The 19,804-nt window shown below is 69.5% G+C and carries 13 protein-coding genes; 8 read left to right on the top strand and 5 right to left on the bottom strand.

From position 1 onward, the window contains the following. Positions 1 to 14 precede the first annotated feature (14 nt). The 4 genes from CWS50_RS06375 to CWS50_RS06360 all read left to right on the top strand — a co-directional run bounded on the left by CWS50_RS06375 (position 15) and on the right by CWS50_RS06360 (position 6,070). Positions 15 to 857 carry an MBL fold metallo-hydrolase gene (locus tag CWS50_RS06375; RefSeq protein WP_127843303.1) on the top strand — a complete coding sequence of 281 codons (843 nt, stop codon included), beginning with the start codon at positions 15 to 17 and terminating at the stop codon, positions 855 to 857. Between the two features lie 75 nt (positions 858 to 932). Continuing rightward, complete coding sequence (gene hisS / locus CWS50_RS06370) at positions 933 to 2,417, top strand: histidine--tRNA ligase (RefSeq protein ID WP_127842113.1); 1,485 nt, start codon at positions 933 to 935, stop codon at positions 2,415 to 2,417. Between the two features lie 6 nt (positions 2,418 to 2,423). Continuing rightward, positions 2,424 to 4,334 (top strand): dynamin family protein, encoded by a 1,911-nt coding sequence (locus CWS50_RS06365; protein WP_206610380.1) that lies wholly within the window; start codon positions 2,424 to 2,426, stop codon positions 4,332 to 4,334. After that, positions 4,331 to 6,070, top strand: a complete 1,740-nt coding sequence (locus CWS50_RS06360; protein WP_127842112.1) for a GTPase — start codon at positions 4,331 to 4,333, stop codon at positions 6,068 to 6,070. Before CWS50_RS06365 ends, CWS50_RS06360 begins: the two co-directional genes overlap by 4 nt. A 75-nt stretch (positions 6,071 to 6,145) precedes the next feature. Here the strand turns inward: CWS50_RS06360 and CWS50_RS06355 are convergent, their stop codons facing one another. From CWS50_RS06355 to CWS50_RS06345, 4 genes are all read right to left on the bottom strand, one after another. Next, positions 6,146 to 6,874, bottom strand: coding sequence for an NAD(P)-binding protein (locus tag CWS50_RS06355; protein ID WP_127842111.1), 729 nt, complete (start codon positions 6,872 to 6,874; stop codon positions 6,146 to 6,148). 106 nt (positions 6,875 to 6,980) lie between these two features. Further along, complete coding sequence (locus CWS50_RS13800; protein ID WP_279221969.1) at positions 6,981 to 7,115, bottom strand: hypothetical protein; 135 nt, start codon at positions 7,113 to 7,115, stop codon at positions 6,981 to 6,983. After that, complete coding sequence (locus CWS50_RS06350; protein ID WP_243118481.1) at positions 7,112 to 8,719, bottom strand: cation:proton antiporter family protein; 1,608 nt, start codon at positions 8,717 to 8,719, stop codon at positions 7,112 to 7,114. The genes CWS50_RS13800 and CWS50_RS06350 overlap by 4 nt, the downstream gene beginning before the upstream one ends. Positions 8,720 to 8,900: 181 nt before the next feature. Further along, positions 8,901 to 11,396, bottom strand: coding sequence for a DEAD/DEAH box helicase (locus CWS50_RS06345; protein ID WP_127842110.1), 2,496 nt, complete (start codon positions 11,394 to 11,396; stop codon positions 8,901 to 8,903). Positions 11,397 to 12,257: 861 nt separating this feature from the next. Here CWS50_RS06345 and CWS50_RS06340 point away from each other — a divergent pair. The 4 genes from CWS50_RS06340 to CWS50_RS06325 all read left to right on the top strand — a co-directional run bounded on the left by CWS50_RS06340 (position 12,258) and on the right by CWS50_RS06325 (position 16,971). Then, positions 12,258 to 13,478 (top strand): hypothetical protein, encoded by a 1,221-nt coding sequence (locus CWS50_RS06340; RefSeq protein WP_127842109.1) that lies wholly within the window; start codon positions 12,258 to 12,260, stop codon positions 13,476 to 13,478. Positions 13,479 to 13,543: 65 nt separating this feature from the next. Beyond that, entirely contained in the window at positions 13,544 to 14,347 is an 804-nt protein-coding gene (locus tag CWS50_RS06335; RefSeq protein WP_243118480.1) for a DNA-directed RNA polymerase II, read from the top strand. Positions 14,348 to 14,523: 176 nt separating this feature from the next. After that, positions 14,524 to 16,323, top strand: coding sequence for an aspartate--tRNA ligase (gene aspS, locus CWS50_RS06330; protein ID WP_127842108.1), 1,800 nt, complete (start codon positions 14,524 to 14,526; stop codon positions 16,321 to 16,323). A 30-nt stretch (positions 16,324 to 16,353) separates the two neighbouring features. Then, positions 16,354 to 16,971, top strand: a complete 618-nt coding sequence (locus CWS50_RS06325) for an L-threonylcarbamoyladenylate synthase (RefSeq protein ID WP_127842107.1) — start codon at positions 16,354 to 16,356, stop codon at positions 16,969 to 16,971. Here the strand turns inward: CWS50_RS06325 and CWS50_RS06320 are convergent. After that, complete coding sequence (locus CWS50_RS06320) at positions 16,958 to 19,663, bottom strand: MMPL family transporter (RefSeq protein WP_164860092.1); 2,706 nt, start codon at positions 19,661 to 19,663, stop codon at positions 16,958 to 16,960. The two genes, CWS50_RS06325 and CWS50_RS06320, sit on opposite strands and share 14 nt — an antisense overlap. Positions 19,664 to 19,804: the final 141 nt, after the last annotated feature.

The raw sequence follows: 19,804 nt of genomic DNA, 5'->3' as shown, positions 1-19,804 counted from the left end.
CTATGCCTGTGCCCATGATCATTGAGCGCACCGTCGCCCCCGTCTTTGCCGCCAGTTGCTACGTCCTGGCCCCCGCCCCAGGCACGCCCGCTCTGGTCGTGGACCCCGGCGCGGGGGCTGCTGCCGGGGCGCTGGCCCTCCTGCGCGTCCACCGGCTCACCCTGGGCGCGGTGCTGCTCACCCACGGCCACGCCGACCACGTGTGGGACACCAGCGCCCTGGTCGCCACCGCCCACGCCCGGGGCCTGCTCGCCTGTGACGACGCCGTGGACGTCCCTGTCTACCTCCCCCAGCCGGACCTGTACCGTATGGAGGACCCTGATACCACCACCGGTATCCGCTCCCGGGGCGTGGGCTTCGCCGACATGGCGGGCACCCCCTGGGTACGGCCAACGGACCTGCGCCCCTTCCCTGAGGAGGGTTACTCCCAGGCTGTCGAGCCCGTCCCTGGCGTCGCCGTCCAGGCTGTGCCCGCGCCGGGCCACACCGAGGGCTCGGCGATGTTCTTCCTCAACGCCGTCCTGGGCGACAACCCGCTGCTGCACGAGGCCGAGGTTGCCGACGTTGCCGAGGTCACTGAGGTCGTTGACAAGGCACCCGTGCAGGGCCACCAGCCCCGCAACCACCTGGTCGCCCTGGGCGGGGATGTCATCTTCAAAGGCTCGGTGGGGCGTACGGACCTCCCGGGTGGGGACCAGTACCAGATGCTGGCCACCCTGCGCCTGCTGGCCACCGCGGTGTCCCCGGGCACGCTCATCCTGCCCGGGCACGGCGCGGCCACCACCATGGCCCACGAGCTGCACGCTAACCCCTACCTGGCCGATGCCAGGGTCCGCGGCGGCGAGACCGGACGGTGACCAGGCGATGACTGTCATCATGCCTCTGTGCATGGCACCTCCTCTGGCGGCCTCCTGGCAGGACGCCATGACACAATGCGCCCTATGGCTCAGGTGCAACAGGCAGTATCCTCTCTCTCCGGCTTTCCCGAGTGGCTCCCGGCGGGCCGCCTCGTGGAGCAGTCCTTCCTGGACACGTTGCGCACCACCTTCGAGCTCCACGGCTTCACCGGTATCGAGACGCGGGCCGTTGAGCCCCTGTCAGCCCTGACGATGAAGGGCGAGACCTCCAAAGAAGTGTACCTCCTCTCCCGCCTTCAGGCCGGGCCCGTCCAGCCCGGTGAGGGCACCGACCCCCGCCACCAGCTCGGGCTCCACTTCGACCTCACCGTCCCCTTCGCCCGCTACGTGGTGGACAACGCGGGGGCGTTGACCTTCCCCTTCAAGCGCTACCAGGTGCAGAAGGTCTGGCGTGGTGAGAGGCCCCAGGAGGGGCGCTTCAGGGAGTTCGTCCAGGCCGACATCGACGTCGTCGCGGACGGCACCCTGCCGCTGCACTACGACGCCGAGCTGCCGCTGGTCATGCACGAGGCGCTCGCCGCCCTGCCGGTGCCCCGGGTGACCATCCACGTGTCCAACCGGAAGGTGGCCCAGGGCTTCTACCAGGCTGTGGGCATCAGCCAGGACCAGGTCGTCGAGGTCCTGCGCGTGGTCGACAAGCTGGACAAGATCGGGGAGCAGGCGGTGGCTGTCGAGCTCGTGGACGTCGTCGGCACCACGCCACAGCAGGCCCAGCGTGCCCTGGCGCTGGCCCGTGTCACCGGTACCGACCCCCGCGACGTCTCCGACCAGGTCCACCGGGCCCTGGGGGGTGCCCAGCCCACCGAGCTTCTCCAGGAGGGGCTAGGCGAGCTCGCCGCCGTCCTGGAGTCGGCCGGGCGTCGGCGTCCGGGAGCGCTCCTGGCTGACCTGCGGATCGCCCGCGGCCTGGACTACTACACCGGCACCGTCTACGAGTCCTTCATGGAGGGGCATGAGGACCTCGGGTCGGTGTGCTCCGGCGGGCGCTACGACTCCCTGGCCGCTGGCTCGGGGCGGACCTACCCCGGGGTAGGTATCTCCATCGGCCTGTCCCGCATGCTGTCCCGTGTCGTCTCCGCCGGCCTGCTGGAGGTCAGCCGACCCGTGCCCACCTGTGTGCTGGTGGCTGTCACCGACGAGGAACACCGCGCCCGCTCCGAGGAGATTGCTGACATCCTGCGGGCGCGCGGCATCAGCGCCGACGTGTCGCCCTCGGCGGCTCGGTTCGGCAAGCAGATCCGCTTCGCTGACAGGCGCGGCATCCCGTTCGTCTGGTTCCCGGCTAGCGGGGCCACAGGTAACCGGGTCGGCAGCGCCGACGCCCCCCCAGGGGGGGACGGTGCTCGCGACCCAGGCAGCCCCGACTCGGTCAAGGACATCCGCAGCGGGGAACAGGCCCAGGCTGACGCGCGCACCTGGACTCCCCCCGAGGAGGACCTGCGTCCCCGGGTGCGTGCCACGGTGCCGCAGGACGGGTACTACACGGGCTCCAGGTGGTGAGGTCTGGTGTCCAGTGACGCTGCCCCGAGGGCGCTCACGGAGGGTGTGGTCCAGCAGGCGAGGGAGGCGGTCTCCAGCCTGCGGGAAGAGCTGGCCGGACTCTACCTGCCCTATGACCTGGGTGGCGCAGGTGAGGCCCTCAGACGTCGCGACCGGGTCCGTGACCAGCTCGGTGACTACGTCCTGCCCCGCCTGGACAGTGCCGACGCCCCACTCCTGGCTGTCGTCGGCGGCTCGACAGGTGCCGGCAAGTCCACGCTGGTGTCCTCCCTGGTGCGTCAGCCAGTCGCCGCCTCCTCACCCATCCGTCCCACGACACGCCGCCCCATGCTCCTGCATGCCCCGGACGACGCCGCGTGGTTCGAGGACGGGCGTGTCCTAGGCTCCCTGGCCCGGCTGCGGGTCGATCCGTACGCTCCTGCCAGTCCGCCTGGCGGGCACACGCCCCGTGAGCTGGAGCTGCGTTCCTGCGTGGCTGTGCCCCCGGGGCTGGCGCTGGTGGACGCACCGGACGTGGACTCCCTGCTTGAGGACAACCGGGACCTTGCCGCTACGCTCCTGGCCGCCGCCGACTTGTGGGTCTTTGTCACCACCGCCTCTCGCTACGCCGACGCTGTCCCCTGGGAGCACCTGCGTGAGGCGGCTGTCCGGCAGATCACGGCCGCTGTCGTGCTCGACCGGGTCCCGTCCGGGGCTGGTGAGCAGGTGGAGACGGACCTGCGGCACTGGCTGGATGCGGCAGGGCTGGGAGGCTCTCCCATCTTCAGCATCCCCGAGACGGCCAGGGACGCCGAGGGCCTCCTGCCCTGTGAGGTGGTGCTGCCGGTGCACCGCTGGCTGGAGGCACTCGCAGCCGACGAGCAGGCCAGGAGGAGCCTGGCTCGCAGGACCGTCGTGGGTGCCCTGGACCATGCCCTGGGGGAGTGCGACCGGCTGCGCGTGCACCTGGCGGCCCAGGAGCGTCAGCACGACGTCCTCGCCCAAGCGGCTGTCGTGCGCCACCGTGAGGCCCTGGAGCGGGTGGACCAGATCACGGCGGACGGGTCGATGCTGCGTGGGGAGGTCCTGGCCCGCTGGCAGGACCTTGTTGGTACCGGTGACCTCCTGCGGTCCCTGGAGGGGAGGGTGGGGCGCCTGCGGGACCGAGTCTCCGCCCTGCTGCGCGGGCGGCCCGCAGCGGCAGACCGGGTTGAGGAGGCTGTTGAGTTCTCCCTGACGACCCTTCTCGTCGCCGAGAGCCGACGTGCAGCCCTGGAGGTCGAGCAGGACTGGCTCAGGCAGGGCTGTGCCTCCTCCCAGCGTGTCCGTGCCCTGGAGCGGTTGGAGACGGAGGAGGACCTGGAGCTGCGCGTGGCAGAGGTGGTTCGCCAGTGGCAGGGTGACGTCCTGGCGCTGGTGCGCTCAGAGGGGGCCGACCGCCGTGTCACGGCCCGGCTGGTCTCTTTGGGGGTCAACGGTGTCGGTGTGGCACTCATGATCGTGGTCCTGGCCCACACCGGTGGGCTCACCGGGGCGGAGGTGGGTATTGCCGGGGGAACAGCCCTGGTGGCCCAGCGCCTCCTGGAGGCCGTCTTTGGCGACCAGGCCCTGCGGACCATGACGGTACGGGCTCGTGCCGACCTGACCCGGCACTGCAGGGAATTGCTGAGTGCCCGGGAGCGGGCCTTCACCGAGGTCCTGGTACCTCCGCGCCCTGGCAGCGGTCGGCTGCGAGACCAGGTCGAGGCCTGCCGTGCCGGTGCCACCCTCCTGCTGGGAGGCCGTGGAGGAGGCGACGTGACCATAACGCCGGATGGTGGAGACGGGGCAGTCAGTGATGAGGATGATGACGAGGGTGATGCCTGTGGTCGTGATTGCGGGGAGGACCGGGGCGGCTCTACCGCGCCCTGTGACGTCAAGAACCGGGAGCAGGCATGAGCGTCTCTGTGAGAACAGGCAGTCTGGACACCGCGCTGGCAGGACTGGAACGTGTGGCTGTCCTGAGTCAGGAGCTGGGGCTGGAGGCAGAGACGGCCGAGGTCCGCGCGCTGCTGGAGCGCGTAGACCAGCGCCGCCGTCTGGCAGCCGAGACCACTGTCGTCGCCCTCGTGGGTCCCACTGGCTCCGGCAAGTCCTGCGTCCTCAACGCCCTGGCGGGAGCCACGGTCGCCCCGACGGCAGTGACCAGGCCCACGACCACTGAGCCTCTTGCCCTCCTGCCCGCCCAGGGGGTCGGCGCGGCACGGTCGGAGGAGATCATGGCGCTCATGGACTGGCTGGGTGTGGGGCAGCGTGTCCAGGTGTCCAGGGAGGCTGCCGACAGGCTGGGTCCGCACACCGCGCTGCTGGACCTGCCCGACGTCGACTCTGACGAGCCGGCTCACCGTCGTGTCGCTGAGCGACTAGCGGGCATGGTTGACGTGCTGGTGTGGGTCCTGGACCCGCAGAAGTACGCCGACGGGGTTATCCACCACGACTTCCTGGCTCCGATGGCGGCCCACGCCGAGGTCATGCTGGTCGTCCTCAACCAGGTGGACCGGCTGGACGCCCGGTCTGTCGATCTGGTCCTGGCTGACCTGCGCCGTCTGCTCGACCAGGAGGGCCTGGACGGTGCCGAGGTGCTCCCGCTCAGCGCGCTCACCGGTGCGGGTGCCGAGGCACTGGGTACCTGGGTGCGGCAGGCGGCGGCCGGGCACACTGCGGCGACCCAGCGTCTGGCTGCTGACACACGAGCCCTGGCAGCCAGGCTCCGTGACCGCCTGTTTGGCAGCGAGAGCACCGAGACGGGCGGTACTGGTGGCTTAGGCGGTTCTGGGGATGACGCGAGCAGACGGCAGAGGAGGGCCGAGGCCGCCCTGTTCCAGGCGGCAGCCGGGGCTGCTGGCGCGGACGCTGTGGCCGAGGCGGTCCGGGGCTCCTATGTGCACCAGGCTCGCGCCAAGGCGGGGTGGCCGCCCCTGGGCTGGCTGGAGCGGCTACGTCGTGACCCACTGACAGCGCTGCACCTGGGGAAGATCGCTGTCCGGCCTGGTACCTCCTCCGGGTCTGTCGCTACTGCCAGCACTACCGCTACTCCTCGGGCAGGGCAGATCGCCCTACCTGTGCCGCGCACGTCCCTGCCTCAGGCAGGACCTGCCGCGCTGGCCGCACTGCAGACCACCGCGCACTCCTGGTGCCTCGCCTCCTGTGCCGCCCTGCCCGGGGACGTGGCGGCTGACATCGTCGGGCGCAGTGACCAGAGGGCGGCAACGCTTGCCCCCGCCTTGGACCAGGCGGTGGCCTCCACCGACCTGGAGCAGCGCCGCCCGCCCTTCTGGTGGTCCCTGGCTGGGGTGCTCCAGCGGCTGCTGGGTTCTGCTGCTCTGGTCGGGGGCCTGTGGCTGGTGGTTGTCCACCTTGCTGAGAGCAACCTGCCCGTGGTTCTTGACCCGCCCCGCTGGGGGCAGGTGCCCTGGCCCGTCGTCCTGCTGCTGGGTGGTCTGGGACTGGGGGTGCTGCTGGCCCTGCTGGCTGGGCTCGTAGCCTCGTGGCAGGCCCGACGGCGCGGGCACAGAGTCCTCGCGCGGCTGCGCGAGGCCACTGACTCCGTGGTCCGGGAGCGGCTCCTACGGCCGCTGCACCAGGAGCGCGCCCGCTGGGAGGAGCTGAGGGCGCTGCTCAAAGACCTGTGCTGACACGCCCCGTGACCACTCCCGGCGGCAGCCGACGGACGTGCCCCACCGTGAGCCTGCCTCATCCCGGGTGCTGGGTCAGCGGCATGGCACGCGCCCTACCACCGGCTCCGGGGTGCTAGAAGTGCTGGGCCAGCGGTCCTCTGCGGCGTGCGCCAGCGCCTTGCCGACGCCTTCGTAGATGTTGATGACGACGTCCACGCCGCGTTCCTTCATTTCCCGGGCCTCATCCCTGTAGCGGGCCACGGCTAGGACCTCTCCCGCGAACTCGTGGTGGTCGATCCAGTCGAGCACGGTCAGGCTCGCCCCTGGCTCGGGCATAGCCAGGACAGCGGTGCGCACGTGCCCTGCCCCGAGGCGCTCCCAGAAGTCAGTGTCTGTCGCGTCGCCCTCAATGACGTTGAGCCCCAAGGACACCAGGTGCTCCACCTTGTCCGCGTCGTTGTCCACGCCCAGCACGGGCGGGACGGCGCCGTCGGGTTGTGCTGGCAGGTCCTCAATGAGCTGCTGGTAGGTCACCAGTCCCACACGGCCCATACCGAAGACCACGGTGTCCACCTCCTCGGCCTCCACTGGGACCTCCGAGGGGTGCAGGGCGTCGGGCGCGTGGTCGGGCATCGCGTGGGAGAGGCGGTGGACTGTCCCGCGTGCCCGCTTGTTGACCACTGAGGCGACGACAGAGGACAGCGCGACCGCTAGGGACACGCTCTGAAGCCACTCCTGGCCCAGCAGGCCCTGGGAGACACCCGTGGAGGTGACCATGAGGGCCAGCTTCGAGTAGAAGGCCACCGCCAGGCCGGTGAGCACCGTGCTGCGGTGGTGGTGATGACCTTGCGGCCTAGGGTCCTGGGGTCCAGGTCGAGGCCGATGGAGAACAGCAGGAGGGAGGTCCCAGGTCTCCGACGGTCCCGACCTAGGGCAGCGTGGGTGCCTCCGCAGTGCCCAGGACGAATCCTGCAGTGATGAATCCCACTAGGGGTGGCAGTTTGGGCACCGCAGCAACAAGTCCCAGGGCCACGACGACTATGAGGTAGATGGCGACGGTCATGACGGACGGTCCTCCGGACCGACCGTCTCCACGGACTCGACCGCCTCGGCCAGGGCCGTGCCCAGGCCGTCGTAGATGTTGACGACACTGTCCACACCACGCCGACGCATGGCGTCGGCCTCGTCGTCGTAGCCAGCGACCGCCAGCACCTGGCCCTCGAAGCTGGACCGCTCCAGCCAGTCCAGGACGTGCAGGTTGGCACCCGGCTCCGGCATGGCCAGCACCGCTGTGGAGGCGTGGACCGCGTCAAGCTTGTCCCAGAAGTCCTGGTCGGTGGCGTCGGCCTCCAGGACGTTGAGGCCCTGGGCGGACAGTCCGGCGACCTTGGTGGCGTCGTTGTCGATACCGAGCACGCCGACCTGGCCGTCCTGGGCCAGACGCGCGTAGGTGGCCCGACCCACACGACCCATTCCGAAAATGACGGTACGCACACCGGTGAGGTCCAGCGGGCGCTCTGAGGGGTGGAGGAAGGTGTGCGGCCGGTGGGGCAGGGCCTCGGTCATCCAGCGCACCAGCCTGGCCGGGTTGTGGTTGACGACTCCTGAGACGACGAAGGACAGCGCCAGTGCCAGGCTGACGGCAGCCGTCCACTCCTCACCCAGGAGGGCGTGGTCCACGGCAACGGCCACAACAATGAGGGCGAACTCGGAGTAAGCGGTCATGGCCAGGCCGGTGACCACGGCAGTGCGTCGGCGCATTCGCTCCAGGCGCACGACCGCAGTGTAGACCATGGCCCTGACCGGCATGAGCAGCAGGAGGGCGCAGGCCAGGAGGACAGCGCCTGGGCCGGGCAGGCCCTCCATGCCGATGGACAGGAAAAATCCCACCAGGAGGAGCTCCTTGATGGTGAACAGGGCGCTGGAGAGCTCCTTGGCCGCAGGGTGGGAGGCGAGGAGCACCCCCATGACCAGCGCCCCGAGGTCGCCATCGACACCCAGGATGGAGAAGAGCAGGTACCCCGGAAGAAGAGCCATGGAGATGCCGAAGAGCGCACGCATCTCACGGTGGTCGATGCGGTCGAGTACCCTGCCCAGGAGCCGCGACGTCGGCCACAGCAGCACCAGGCCCAGCGCCCAGGGCGAGGGCCGCTGTCCCGAGGCCACCGTCATGTACACGACTGCGGCAATGTCCTGGACGACAAGCACGCCGATGGCGATACGGCCGTAGAGGGACCCGAGGTCGTCGCGGTCCTCAAGAAGCTTGACGACTACGACCGTGGAGGAGAAGGACAGGGCGAAACCGAGGACAACAACACCGGCGGGGGTGACCGCCCCGACCTGCAGCCCCAGGAGGACCAGGCCGGAGACGAGCGCGGTGCCCAGGAGGGACAGGACCAGGATCGTGACCACGGCGGTGCTGACTACCTCCCGCCTGGCCAGGCTACGCAGGTCCACCTTCAGGCCGATCATGAACAGCAGGACCGCCACCCCTACGTCTCCGAGCACCTCGACGGCCTCCAGGTGGGGTATGCCTGAGGCGCCCAGCACGAACCCGGCGGCCAGGAACCCGACCAGCGGCGGCAGGCGCAGGAGGGTTGCCGTAAATCCCAGGAGGACGACGGCAAGCAGGTAGACGGCAGGAACAATAGACAGCTCTGGGGTCACGATCACCTTCCTGGTCCCGCACCTGTCTCATGTCTCAGCACCGGTGCGCACCGGTCGGGGGCAGCAGTGGGGATAGACTGTCGCCAGTCTACCCCGGGCACAGAATCCACCGGTGCCGGGTCTGGCGGTGCCCGTGGGCGGGCCTGCCCGGGCCATCCCCGAGCGGCGGGAGCAGCAGGGCTCAGCGTGGGTCGCGGTTTCCCCGGTAGCCTCCGCCCCGGTTGCCACCGAAGCGGCTGGAGCCGCGGTCGTCGCGTCCGGAGCGGTAGCCCCTGTCGTGGTCCTCCCAGCGGCGGCGGGGACGCTCGTCGCGGTCCCAGCCCCGTGAGCCCCGGTCTGCCTGGCCGCCACGGCCAAAGCCGCGCCGCCCCTCACGGTCGTGGTCCTCCCAGCGGCGGCGGGGGCGCTCGTCGCGGTCCCAGCCCCGTGAGCCCCGGTCTGCCTGGCCGCCACGGCCAAAGCCGCGCCGCCCCTCACGGTCGTTGGGACCCGACCAGCCGTGCCCCGGTCCCTCGTCAGGGCGGATGCGCAGCTCACGGCCGCTGACGGTTGCCCGGCCGATGACGTCTAGGTGGTCAGGCGTCAGCTCGGTGTGGATCGTGACCAGGGAGAAGGACTGGAGGATGTCGATCTTGCCGATGGCGGAGCCGTCGATACCTCCCTCATTGGCCAGCGCCCCGACGATGGCACCGGGCATGACACGGTCGCGGTGACCGACCTCGACGCGGTAGACCGTGCCCGGTCCCTCAGGCTCGCGGCGCCCGCCTCGGGGCGCGCCCCGTCTGGTGTCGGGCCGCTCCCTCCGGTCCTTGCGACGACGGTCCTCCCGTCCCCCCTCGAAGGAGGCCGAGACAAAGGCGCCGTCAGGGTCGACACTCTCATCGCGGGAGCCGCGTGGCGCCGGGCGGCTGGTGGAGGTGATGTCCCTGTCGTCTCGGCGGACAGGACCCTCGTCCCCGACTGCCAGGGCCACAAGGGTAGCTGCCAGCTCCTGGGCGCTGGTGCCGAGGACCTCGGCCGTGGAGACCACCAGGGGCAGGTAGGCGTCCAGACGTCCCCGCTGGTGACGGGAGCGTGCCCGCTCCAGCAGGGTGCGGGCACGGTGCGCGGAGACGTCGGCAGGGGAGGGCAGGGTGATCTCCTCCAGGCGCGTCCCGGTCAGCCGCTCGATCTGACGCAGCTTGCGCTTCTCCTTCGGCGTCAGGAAGGTGACGGCCTCCCCATGGCGTCCCGCCCTGCCGGTACGGCCGATGCGGTGCACATAGGCCTCGGCCTCGCGGGGGACGTCAAAGTTGACCACAAGCCCGATGCGGTCCACGTCAAGGCCTCGAGCGGCGACATCGGTAGCGACAAGCACGTCCAGGGTGCCTGAGCGCAGCCGGTCAACCAGGCGCTCCCGCTCCCGCTGGGGCACGTCCCCGGAGATGGCTGCGGCCTGGATGCCTCGGCCCGCCAGCTCGATGGCGACGTCCTCCGCAGTGGACTTGGTACGCACGAACACGATTGCCGCCTCGGCCTCAGTGACCGCCAGGATGCGGGACACAGCCCCGATCTTGTGGCGGAAGGGGACGACAGCGTAGGTCTGGCGGACGGTGGCCACGGTAGAGGCGGGGCGGGAGACCTCCACCTGGACGGGCTCGTGAAGGTGCTGGCGGGCCACCTCCTGGATGGCAGGCGGCATCGTCGCGGAGAACAGGGCGGTGCGGCGCTGCGAGGGCAGGGAGGAGGCGATGGTCTCCACGTCCTCGGCGAAACCCATACGCAGCATCTCGTCAGCCTCGTCCAGGACGAAGTAGCGCACGTCGTCCAGGCGCAGCGCTCCCTTCTCAATGAGGTCGATCACCCGTCCCGGGGTGCCGACCACGACCTGGGCGCCGTCCCTGAGCGCGCCGATCTGGGGACCGTAGGGTGCGCCCCCGTAGACCGCGACGACGTCCAGCCCCCGGGAGCGGGCGGCCATGTCAGTGAGGGCCTCGGCGCTCTGCAGGGCCAGCTCCCGGGTGGGAGCCAGCACCAGGGCCTGGACCCTGGCGTCACGGGCCTCGACGGTGTCCAGCAGGGGCAGCCCAAAGGCTGCCGTCTTTCCGGTACCGGTCTGGGCCACCCCGACGACGTCACGGCCGCCCAGCAGCACCGGGATCGCCTCCCTCTGGATGGCGGTAGGGGTGGTGTAACCCATGTCGGTGACAGCCTTGAGCAGGTCACCCGGAAGCCCCAGGTCAGCGAAGGTGGTCTCCTCAGGGTCTGCGGCGCCAGCGGCCCCGGAGCCGTCCCCGTGGTCGCCTCGGTGCTCCTGGGGAGCCGCGTTCCTCCCGGTGCCCGGCTCCTCGGAGCCTCTGGCGTCTTTGGTGTCTGTGTGCCGGACGGCCTCCCGGTCGTCATCCTGGTTGCCGGCGTGGTCATCGCCGCGGTTGTCGTGGTCGTCGTGGAGGTCCCCACCCGCAGTGTCACCGGGGTCCTCAGGGTCGCGCTCGGGGACGTCGCGCTCGACGTCGTCCTCCTCGTCCTCGTGCTCCACGTCCACAGGGTCCTCAGGCGTGTCGGAGGACGCAGGAGTGGCGAAGTCCTCTGGCGAGGAGGTGTGCGGGTCGTGGACCTGAGGAGTAGCCACGTCGTTGCTGGAGGCCTCGGCGGCGAACATGGCATCAAGGCTCAGCGGTCCGTTACTGGTTGTCATGAAGTTTTCCCGTTCCGTCCCCGTCAGTGATGCAGGGACTGCTCTGTGGAGAGTGGGGGAGGACCGTATGTCCTCCGCTCTTGCCGCACCTGGCCCACTGCTCCCGCTGCCGCTTCCTTAGCCCATGAGCAGGCTCGGGGGCGGCCAACGGGTTCTATGCACAGGCTCTCAGGGTGACCGACGTGCCAGCAGGCGACGTCATGGCCCTCCGGACGGGGCACCAGGGCGCGGATCGCTCCACCAAGCAGGTTACGGCAGCACAGGGAGCAGGTTCCACCACCCGGGGTCATGTCACAGGTGAGGTGGGTCTCGGGGCGAGGTGGCTCGTTCGGGCCTGTGTGGGAGGTAATGCAAGAGAGATGTTGGTGACGCAAAAGTAATATCTCATTTTGACAGTGTTTCCGTTTCCTCGATTTTACTTGCGGGTCCGGATCCCTCTAGGCAGATCCACTTATTTCTGCTGGAGTCTTGATATTCTCGGTCGCCGCCATGTGACCTCACTGTGGCCTGAGGCTGTGCCGCCACAAGATTCGTGGGATATAACATCACCTTGACACCGACGGGTCGCGCGCAAGTGTCCTCACCCTTCTCCTTACCGGAGGCACGAGCCTACGGCCTGCCGCCCCAACGTCCCTGCAGATCCCCCACAGTGAACGAGGCCATCTCATGCGACACCCGTTGCAGCCGTCTGCGGCGAGCCACGCATCAAGACTGCCGTGGCAGGTGGGCCTCGTTCTTCCGGTGACGCTCGTCATGCTTCTGGTGCCTCCAGCAGGGGGAGCAGAAGGGCGGGAGCATGAAGCAATTGACGCTCCGGGCCAGGTGTCCTGGGCGTGCGCTGCCGCTGCTCCAGGAGCCTGCGTGCGGCTGTCGGCAGAAGTCGGCGACGACGAAGGCAACGACGCAAGGTCTTTCACTATTGAGGGCACCTTTACCATGGAGGGCGCCACGGAGAGGGCCGCAGAGCCGACAGGTACCGAAGAGCCTGCCGAGCCTGCGCCGGCCGACGAGGAGACTGCCGTAGCCGCCCAGCCTGACCAGGCAGGGCACTCCTCTCCGCCTGCTGAGTCTTCGGGCCCTGCCACGCCGGGTGAGTCTGCCGGTCCCACTGAGTCTGCCGGTCCGGCGGAGACGCGGCAGACCGGTCCGGCTGACCCCGGAGAGCCCCAGGTTACGGGTCCCGGGCAGGCCTCGGCCTTTGAGGAGGCGGGCGCGCAGCCCGGCTCCGCTGCCCCCTCTGCGTCGACTGCTGAGGAGGACACCAGAAGCGAGGAGGTCCAGGAGGGTGACGAGGTCCAGAATGATGGTGCGACTGAGGTTGAGGAGGGCGGGCCAGAGGCCACAGGTGCGGAGGCAGAGTCCAGCGCACCTGCCCTGACAGCACCCTCGGCGGACGCAGAGCCGCCGGTCAGCGGTAGCGGCAGCGACCTCGACCAGCCGGACCACAGCGGTGGGGGGGACGGTTCGCAGGCCCGGGATGACTCCGGCCCCGCCTCGGGCTCGCCAGCTACCTCCAACGACTCCCGTAAGCGTCCGTCCTCCGCCCCTGTCCCGCCCGTCTCGGACACCTCCCAACTTAGTGCGGACAATGCGGGAGCGCTGTCAGGAACCCGTCAGGGAGGCGCCGTGGTGCTGATGATCCCCAGGGCCCGGGCCTCCGTCGGAGACTGGGTGTCTGTCTTTGTCCTCCCTGACGGCACGCGGCCCCTGGATATTTCCGACAGCACGTCGTCAGACTGGCTCCAGATCGACTCGTCCCACAGCGTCACTGTCGACATATCCGGTCTTGGGTGCGGCACCTACAGGCTGGTTGTCGCTGACAGCGACAACAACCTGCTCGGATGGGCGCGGCTGGAGATACAGGAGGCCTCCTTCAGCGGTGACAGCACCGGAGCCACCACCCACGTCGTTCCGGGGGAGGCCGCCGTCAGCGAGACGTTCCGTATCGGCCCTGAGGACTGGATGCTCCTGGGAGCCGGGATGCTGCTCGTCCTGGGGGCGGCAGGATTCCTCGTGGTTGCACGTCCAGGTGTCCTCAGGTCCGTGGCGCGTGTCGCCTCGGGACTCGGCCGCAGCCGCTAGGAGGCTGTGTGGTCGTCACAGGCAGGGTTAGGCAGAGTCAGGGAAGGCAAGGGAGAGGAGGGGCCATGCGGCCAGTACCCACGGTACCTCGCCTCCCGCCAGGCGCATCGGCTGCTGCACGTGCCGTGGCTGCGAGTGCTGCGCGGCGGCCCGGGGCGGCTGTGTGCCTGCCTTACGCCACCGCCGTGGCTGTGCTCCTGCTCCTGCTCCTGGTCTCACCCGTGATGCCCGTCCGGGCCAGCGCGGACACGACGACGGGGTCCTCTACCACCGGAACAGCCTCTACCGTCAGTCCCTCCACTGTCGCGATGGGAGGCACGGTGGTGTACACGGTCTCAGGCTTTCCCCGAGGGGCGACAGTTCAGGTGCTGGTGGACGACGGGGCGCTGGCAGCACCGACAGGCCCGGACGCAGGAGTAGTCACCACGCTCCACATCGACGAGGACGGCACAGCCTCAGGGGCGCTCGACCTGCCTGCCTATGTCGGTCTGGGGGACCACTGGCTGCGTTTCCGTGCCATCGCGGGACCGGATGTCGCCACCTCGGACCTGCGGACGACGGAGTACACCAACAAGAGCCCCTACTTCACCGTCGCGGGAGTTACTGTGATCGGGGGCGCCAGTCAGGCTTCTCCGGTTCCGTCGGAGGACGACGGTGCGCTCGCGTCATCCACGGCCACAGCGTCCGTTGGTGCCAGCCGCAGACCCACCCCTGCGGTAGCCCTTGCGGGAGCTGAGCGGGAGCCATCCAAGGACTTCCTCCTCGTTGGGACAGCGGTCCTGGCCGTCTCGCTGGTCGTCGTCGTCCTTGCCGGCGTCGTCATCGTCAACCGGCGGCGACTCGCTGGCCTGGACGGTCGCTGGTCCTGACCAGGACCGAGCCCTGCCACGCCGTCGAGCACCCGTACCGGCTGGCCCGGACCGCACCAGCCCGCCGGTGGTGTGCGCACCACCGGCCCCGGTCAGGCCGTAGACTTCAGCCGGTACCCGCTGCCAGCGTCGCGGCAGGCACCTGGATCGTCTCCCTGATGGAAGGACTCGGCACCGTGCTGAGAACGCGAGCAGCAGGCTCCCTGCGCACCGTCGACATCGGACAGACCGTCACCCTTGCCGGGTGGGTGGACCGTCGGCGTGACCACGGCGGTGTGGCTTTTGTCGACCTGCGTGACGCCTCGGGGGTCGCCCAGGTCGTCATTCGTGAGGAGGTTGCCCACGACCTGCGCTCGGAGTACGTGCTGAGGGTGGTCGGTGAGGTCACCGCCCGTCCCGAGGGCAACGAGAACCCGAGCCTGCCGACCGGGGACGTCGAGGTCGTGGTCCGCGACGTCGAGATCCTCAACCCCTCGGCGGCCCTGCCCTTCCAGGTCTCCGACCACGCCGAGGACTCCGGCCACGCGGGTGAGGAGGCCCGCCTGAGGTACCGCTACCTGGACCTTCGCCGCTCACCGATGCAGCGTGCCATCCGGCTGCGCTCGCAGGCATCCCGTGCTGTCCGCCAAGTACTGGACTCCCACGGCTTCGTCGAGATCGAGACCCCGACCCTGACCCGCTCCACGCCTGAGGGCGCCCGCGACTTCCTTGTGCCAGCACGCCTTGCACCCGGGTCGTGGTACGCCCTGCCGCAGAGTCCTCAGCTGTTCAAGCAGCTGCTCATGGTGGCTGGCATGGAGCGTTACTACCAGATCGCCCGCTGCTACCGCGACGAGGACTTCCGGGCGGACCGGCAGCCGGAGTTCACCCAGCTCGACGTGGAGATGAGCTTTGTGGACCAGGAGGACGTCATCGCGGTGGCGGAGGAGGTGCTCCGGGAGGTCTGGGCGCTGGTCGGCCACGAGGTCACAACGCCGATCCCACGGATGACCTATGCCGAGGCGATGAGGCGCTACGGGACGGACAAGCCGGACCTGCGTTTTGGCTGCGAGCTGGTGGACCTCACTGAGTACTTCACGGGCACGACGTTCCGCGTGTTCCGTCAGCCCTATGTCGGTGCCGTTGTGATGCCCGGGGGCGCCACGCAGTCGAGGAGGACCTTTGACGCCTGGCAGGAGTGGGCCAGGCAGCGTGGTGCCAAAGGCCTGGCCTACGTTACTGTGGCTGAGGACGGGACGCTCGGCGGGCCTGTGGCCAAGAACATCACCGAGGAGGAGCGCACGGGCCTGGCGCGGGCCTGCGGCGCTGCTGCAGGTGACTGCATCTTCTTCGCCGCAGGGAACGTCGACGAGGCGCGCGCCCTGCTCGGGGCCGCTCGCCTGGAGATAGCGCGCCGCTGCGGACTGGTGGACGAGGAGGAGTGGAGCTTTGTGTGGGTGGTGGACGCCCCCCTGTTCAAGGCCGCCGCAGAGGCCCGGGCGGACGGGGACGTCGCCCTGGGCGCCTCCGCGTGGACCGCGGTCCACCACGCCTTTACCGCCCCCAGGCCGGAGTGCCTGGACACCTTCGACACCGACCCGGGCTCCGCCCTGGCCTATGCCTATGACATCGTGTGCAACGGCAACGAGATCGGCGGCGGGTCGATCCGCATCCACCGCCGTGACGTGCAGGAGCGCGTCTTCAAGGTCATGGGAATCGAGCCGCAGGAGGCCCAGGAGAAGTTTGGCTTCCTCCTGGAGGCCTTCTCCTACGGGGCGCCACCGCACGGGGGCATCGCCTTTGGGTGGGACCGGATTATCGCGCTGCTGACAGGTGCGGACTCGATCCGTGACGTCATTGCCTTCCCGAAGTCGGGAGGCGGCTACGACCCGCTGACGGAGGCACCGGCTCCCATCACGGCCCAGCAGCGCAAGGAGGCGGGCGTGGACGCCGCACCCGCCCGCCAGGACTCGCCCTGCCCCTGCGCCCACCAGTAGGTACGCGAGGGCCTGAGGCACAATAAGCCCATGGCGCGTTACACCGAGATCCACCCCGTCAACCCACAGGCTCGTCTGGTCAGAAAGGTCGTCGACACCGTGCGGGAAGGGGGACTGGTTGCCTACCCCACTGACTCCGGCTATGCCCTGGCCTGCGCCCCGGGAAACAAGGAGGGGCTGGATCGCATCCGATCCATCCGGCAGCTGGACAGCAGGCACAACTTCACCTTCGTGTGTGCCAGCTTTGCGCAGGTCGGTCCGGTGGCGATCCTGGGCAACAATGCCTTCCGCCTGGTCAAGCGGCTGACCCCGGGGCCGTGGACCTTCATCCTCAAGGGAACCAAGGAGGTCCCGAGGATGACGCTCAACCCCAGGAAGCACACCCTGGGTGTCCGTATCCCGGAGCACACCCTGACTCAGGCCCTGGTAGCTGAGTTCGGGCAGCCCCTGCTGTCCTCGACGTTCATCCGCCCCGGCCAGGACGAGCCGGAGACCAGCGGGTGGGAGGTTGAGGAGTCCCTGGGTCACCTTATCGACATCGTCATTGAGGGACCGGTCGGTCGCGGGGAGCCCACGACGGTGGTGGACCTGACTGACGACTACCCCGAGGTTGTGCGGGAAGGGGCAGGGGACGTCAGCCTGCTGTAGGTGACGCCGACTCTGCTGAATCCGCTGACTCCACGGAGGAGGCCGCCCTGGCGAGGAGGGTCTCCTCCTCGCCAGCCGGTTGTCTACCAGTCGGCGCGCTACCGGCCGCCATGACCTCCTCATCGGGCGCAGCGGACCTGGTGGTCTCCAATGTCCCGGTGACCTTGGAGGCCTCGGCAGGCTCTCCAGCCTCTCCGGTCGCATCCTGCTCCGTCTCCTGGTTCACCGCCTCACCGTCAGCATGGTCCTGTGCTGCTCCGGCCGCTCCAGGGGGCCGGAGCCATCGTGGCGCCCACCAGCCCCAGCGTCCCAGGATCCTCATAACGGAGGGCAGCAGCAGCAGCCGGACCAGTACGAGGTCCACTGTGACGATGAGAGCCAGTGCCAGCCCGGCCTCCTGGATGAGCGGAAGCCTGCTGAGCAGGAGGCTCGCACAGGCAGCCACCGTGACGACGGCTGCTGCAAGAACGGGTCCCCGTGACCGGCGCAGTCCCAGGCGTAGCGCGGCCCGGTGGTCCGTGCCAGCGTCGCGGTACTCGGCGACACGGCTCACCAGGACGGCTTCGTGGCTCATCGCCAGGCCCAGCCCGAGGAGCACGGCCGTGACAACGGCGGTGGTCTCCACACCGACGGCTCCGGCCGGAGCCAGGCCCAGCAGGCTCCGGCCGGAGCCCTCCTGGAGCACCCAGGTCAGCACGCCCAGGGAGGCGGACAGCGACAGGCCGGTGACGGGAACTGCCACGAGCGGCAGGAGCAGTGAGTCTGTCAGGAGAAGCAGGAGGACGACAGTTGCCAGGACCACTGCCGCCACCACCACCGGGGCGCTTGCCAGCAGCGAGGTGCGCATGTCGACCTGGCTGGCGGCCCGTCCCGTCACCCATGTCTCCACCGGGGGGTCGAGGGCGCGAAGGGCGGTGACGGCCTCCTCGGCGGTGGCCGACCAGCGCTCTCCGGCTAGGTCCAGGTAGACCACCGTGTAGTCACCGGCGGTCGAGGGGCTGACAACTGCCTCAACCCCGGGGACCGAGGCGACGTGGTCGTTGATGAACTCGGTGACGCCCTCCCCGGTCCCGGCGAAGACGAGCGTGGCGTCCTGGTCCACCGTCGAGGGGTACTCCTGCTCCAGCACTGCTGTGTAGGCCCGTTGGTCAGATCCGACTGGGAGCTGGTCCGAGGCAGCCGAGGTGAGCGTGTGCAGACTGCCCAGCGGGACAGCGAGACCAGTCATCACCAGCAGGCATCCTGCCAGGACAGCCCAGGGGAAGGCGCGACGACTGCGGGTAGGTGCTGGTGCCGCCCCCTGGTCGCCCCTCCTCATGCCCGGCAGGCGTCCCAGCGCAGACGAGAGCGTGGAGAAGACAGAGACAGAGGAGAAGACAGAGAGGACAGGGAGGAGCAGGGCGGGGGGCCGGGACGGGGAGTGCGGCACCCTCCGTCCCCCCAGGGCCAGAAGCGCTGGGACCAGTGTCAGGGAGACACTGACGGCCACGAGGAGGACGACAACCCCTGTCAGCGCCGAGGTTCTCAGGACGCCCCCGGCCGCCAGGTAGAGTCCGCAGAGGCTGACCGCTACCGCCAGGGCTGAGAAGACGACGGTGCGTCCCGCTGTCCGCATCGTCGCAGACAGGGGGCGGGCAGCGGGAGGGGCCTCAGCCTCGCGTCGGTACCGGTGCGTGCCCCGCACGGGAGCAGACCTGCCCGGGCTGGGGCTCGGGCTACGGCCATGCGCGTGCGTGTCGCCTGGGGTGCTGCCTGGCGGGACGTCTTCCGATGGCCCTGCTGGCTCTGCCACGCCCCTGCCCGGCGTGCCCGCACCGAGCTCCTCCTTGTAGCGGGAGGTGAGCAGCAGCGCGTAGCCCAGGGTCAGAGATCCTCCCAGGACCCAGAAGACAGTGGCAGCCACGTAGGGAACCTCTACAACGAGGGACAGGCCGTGGACGGCCCCCAGGGTGCTGGCTGCTGATATCACGGCAGCCAGGAGGCAGGCGCCGACCTGCAGGAGCCTGCCGACAGCCAGCGCCGTCACCAGCAGGGCCACAGGAAGGAGCAGGAGTCCTGAGCGCAGGAGATCCCGACCAGCCTCACCGCTGACCGCCTCCTCGACGAGGCCGTCGTGGGAGACGGTCCCCTGGGCGCCCGGAGCGGTGTCGGCGAGCTCGGCGGGCACCTCCTCCAGGCGGTCGCTCACCTGGTCCACCAGGGTAGCCACCTCCTGGGCGTAGCGGGTGTCCTGAGGATCGGCAACCGCAGAGCCGTTGGGGTTGACCGTGACGACGACGACGAAGCCGTCCATGCTGTCGGCCGCCATCGACCGGGCTGCGTCCGAGGTCAGCATTCCCGGGACCACAAAGGGGTCCAGGACATTGTGCGTGCCCACGAGCTGCCCCAGGTCGGTGTGGGCGGTGGACAGAGCCTGGGCCACCTCCTCCTGCTGCTGGGTCGTGCTCAGGTCCACGTTCGAGACCAGGAGGCTCACGGTGACGGCGTCACCGGACAAGGAGTCCAGGACGTAGTCGCCTTCAGCGCTCTGGGTCCCTGGGGTGTCAGCTGTCACGCTGTGGAGGCGGGAGAACAGGTTCTGTCCTCCCAGGCCGGTCAGCGCCGCGACTACCAGGACCGTCGACAGGACGAGCCAGGTCACGACGACGAGCCAGGCGTCCTTGAAGACACGGTAGGAGAGCCAGCCGAGCATGACGGCATTGTTGCACCATGTGCCGACACTCATGGGAAGGACAAGGGCTGCGCCGCGCCCGACCGAGTACCCGGCGCGTGCACCGTAGGCTTCCCGGGAGCCTGCTGACGTCACCGTACCCCCTTGCGACCCTCTCGTCGG

Source organism: Actinomyces wuliandei (assembly GCF_004010955.1).
GTDB classification, from domain to species: Bacteria; Actinomycetota; Actinomycetes; order Actinomycetales; family Actinomycetaceae; genus Actinomyces; species Actinomyces wuliandei.
The sequence above is the reverse complement of the archived record's forward strand: the minus strand, read 5'-3'. Positions and strand labels throughout refer to the sequence as shown.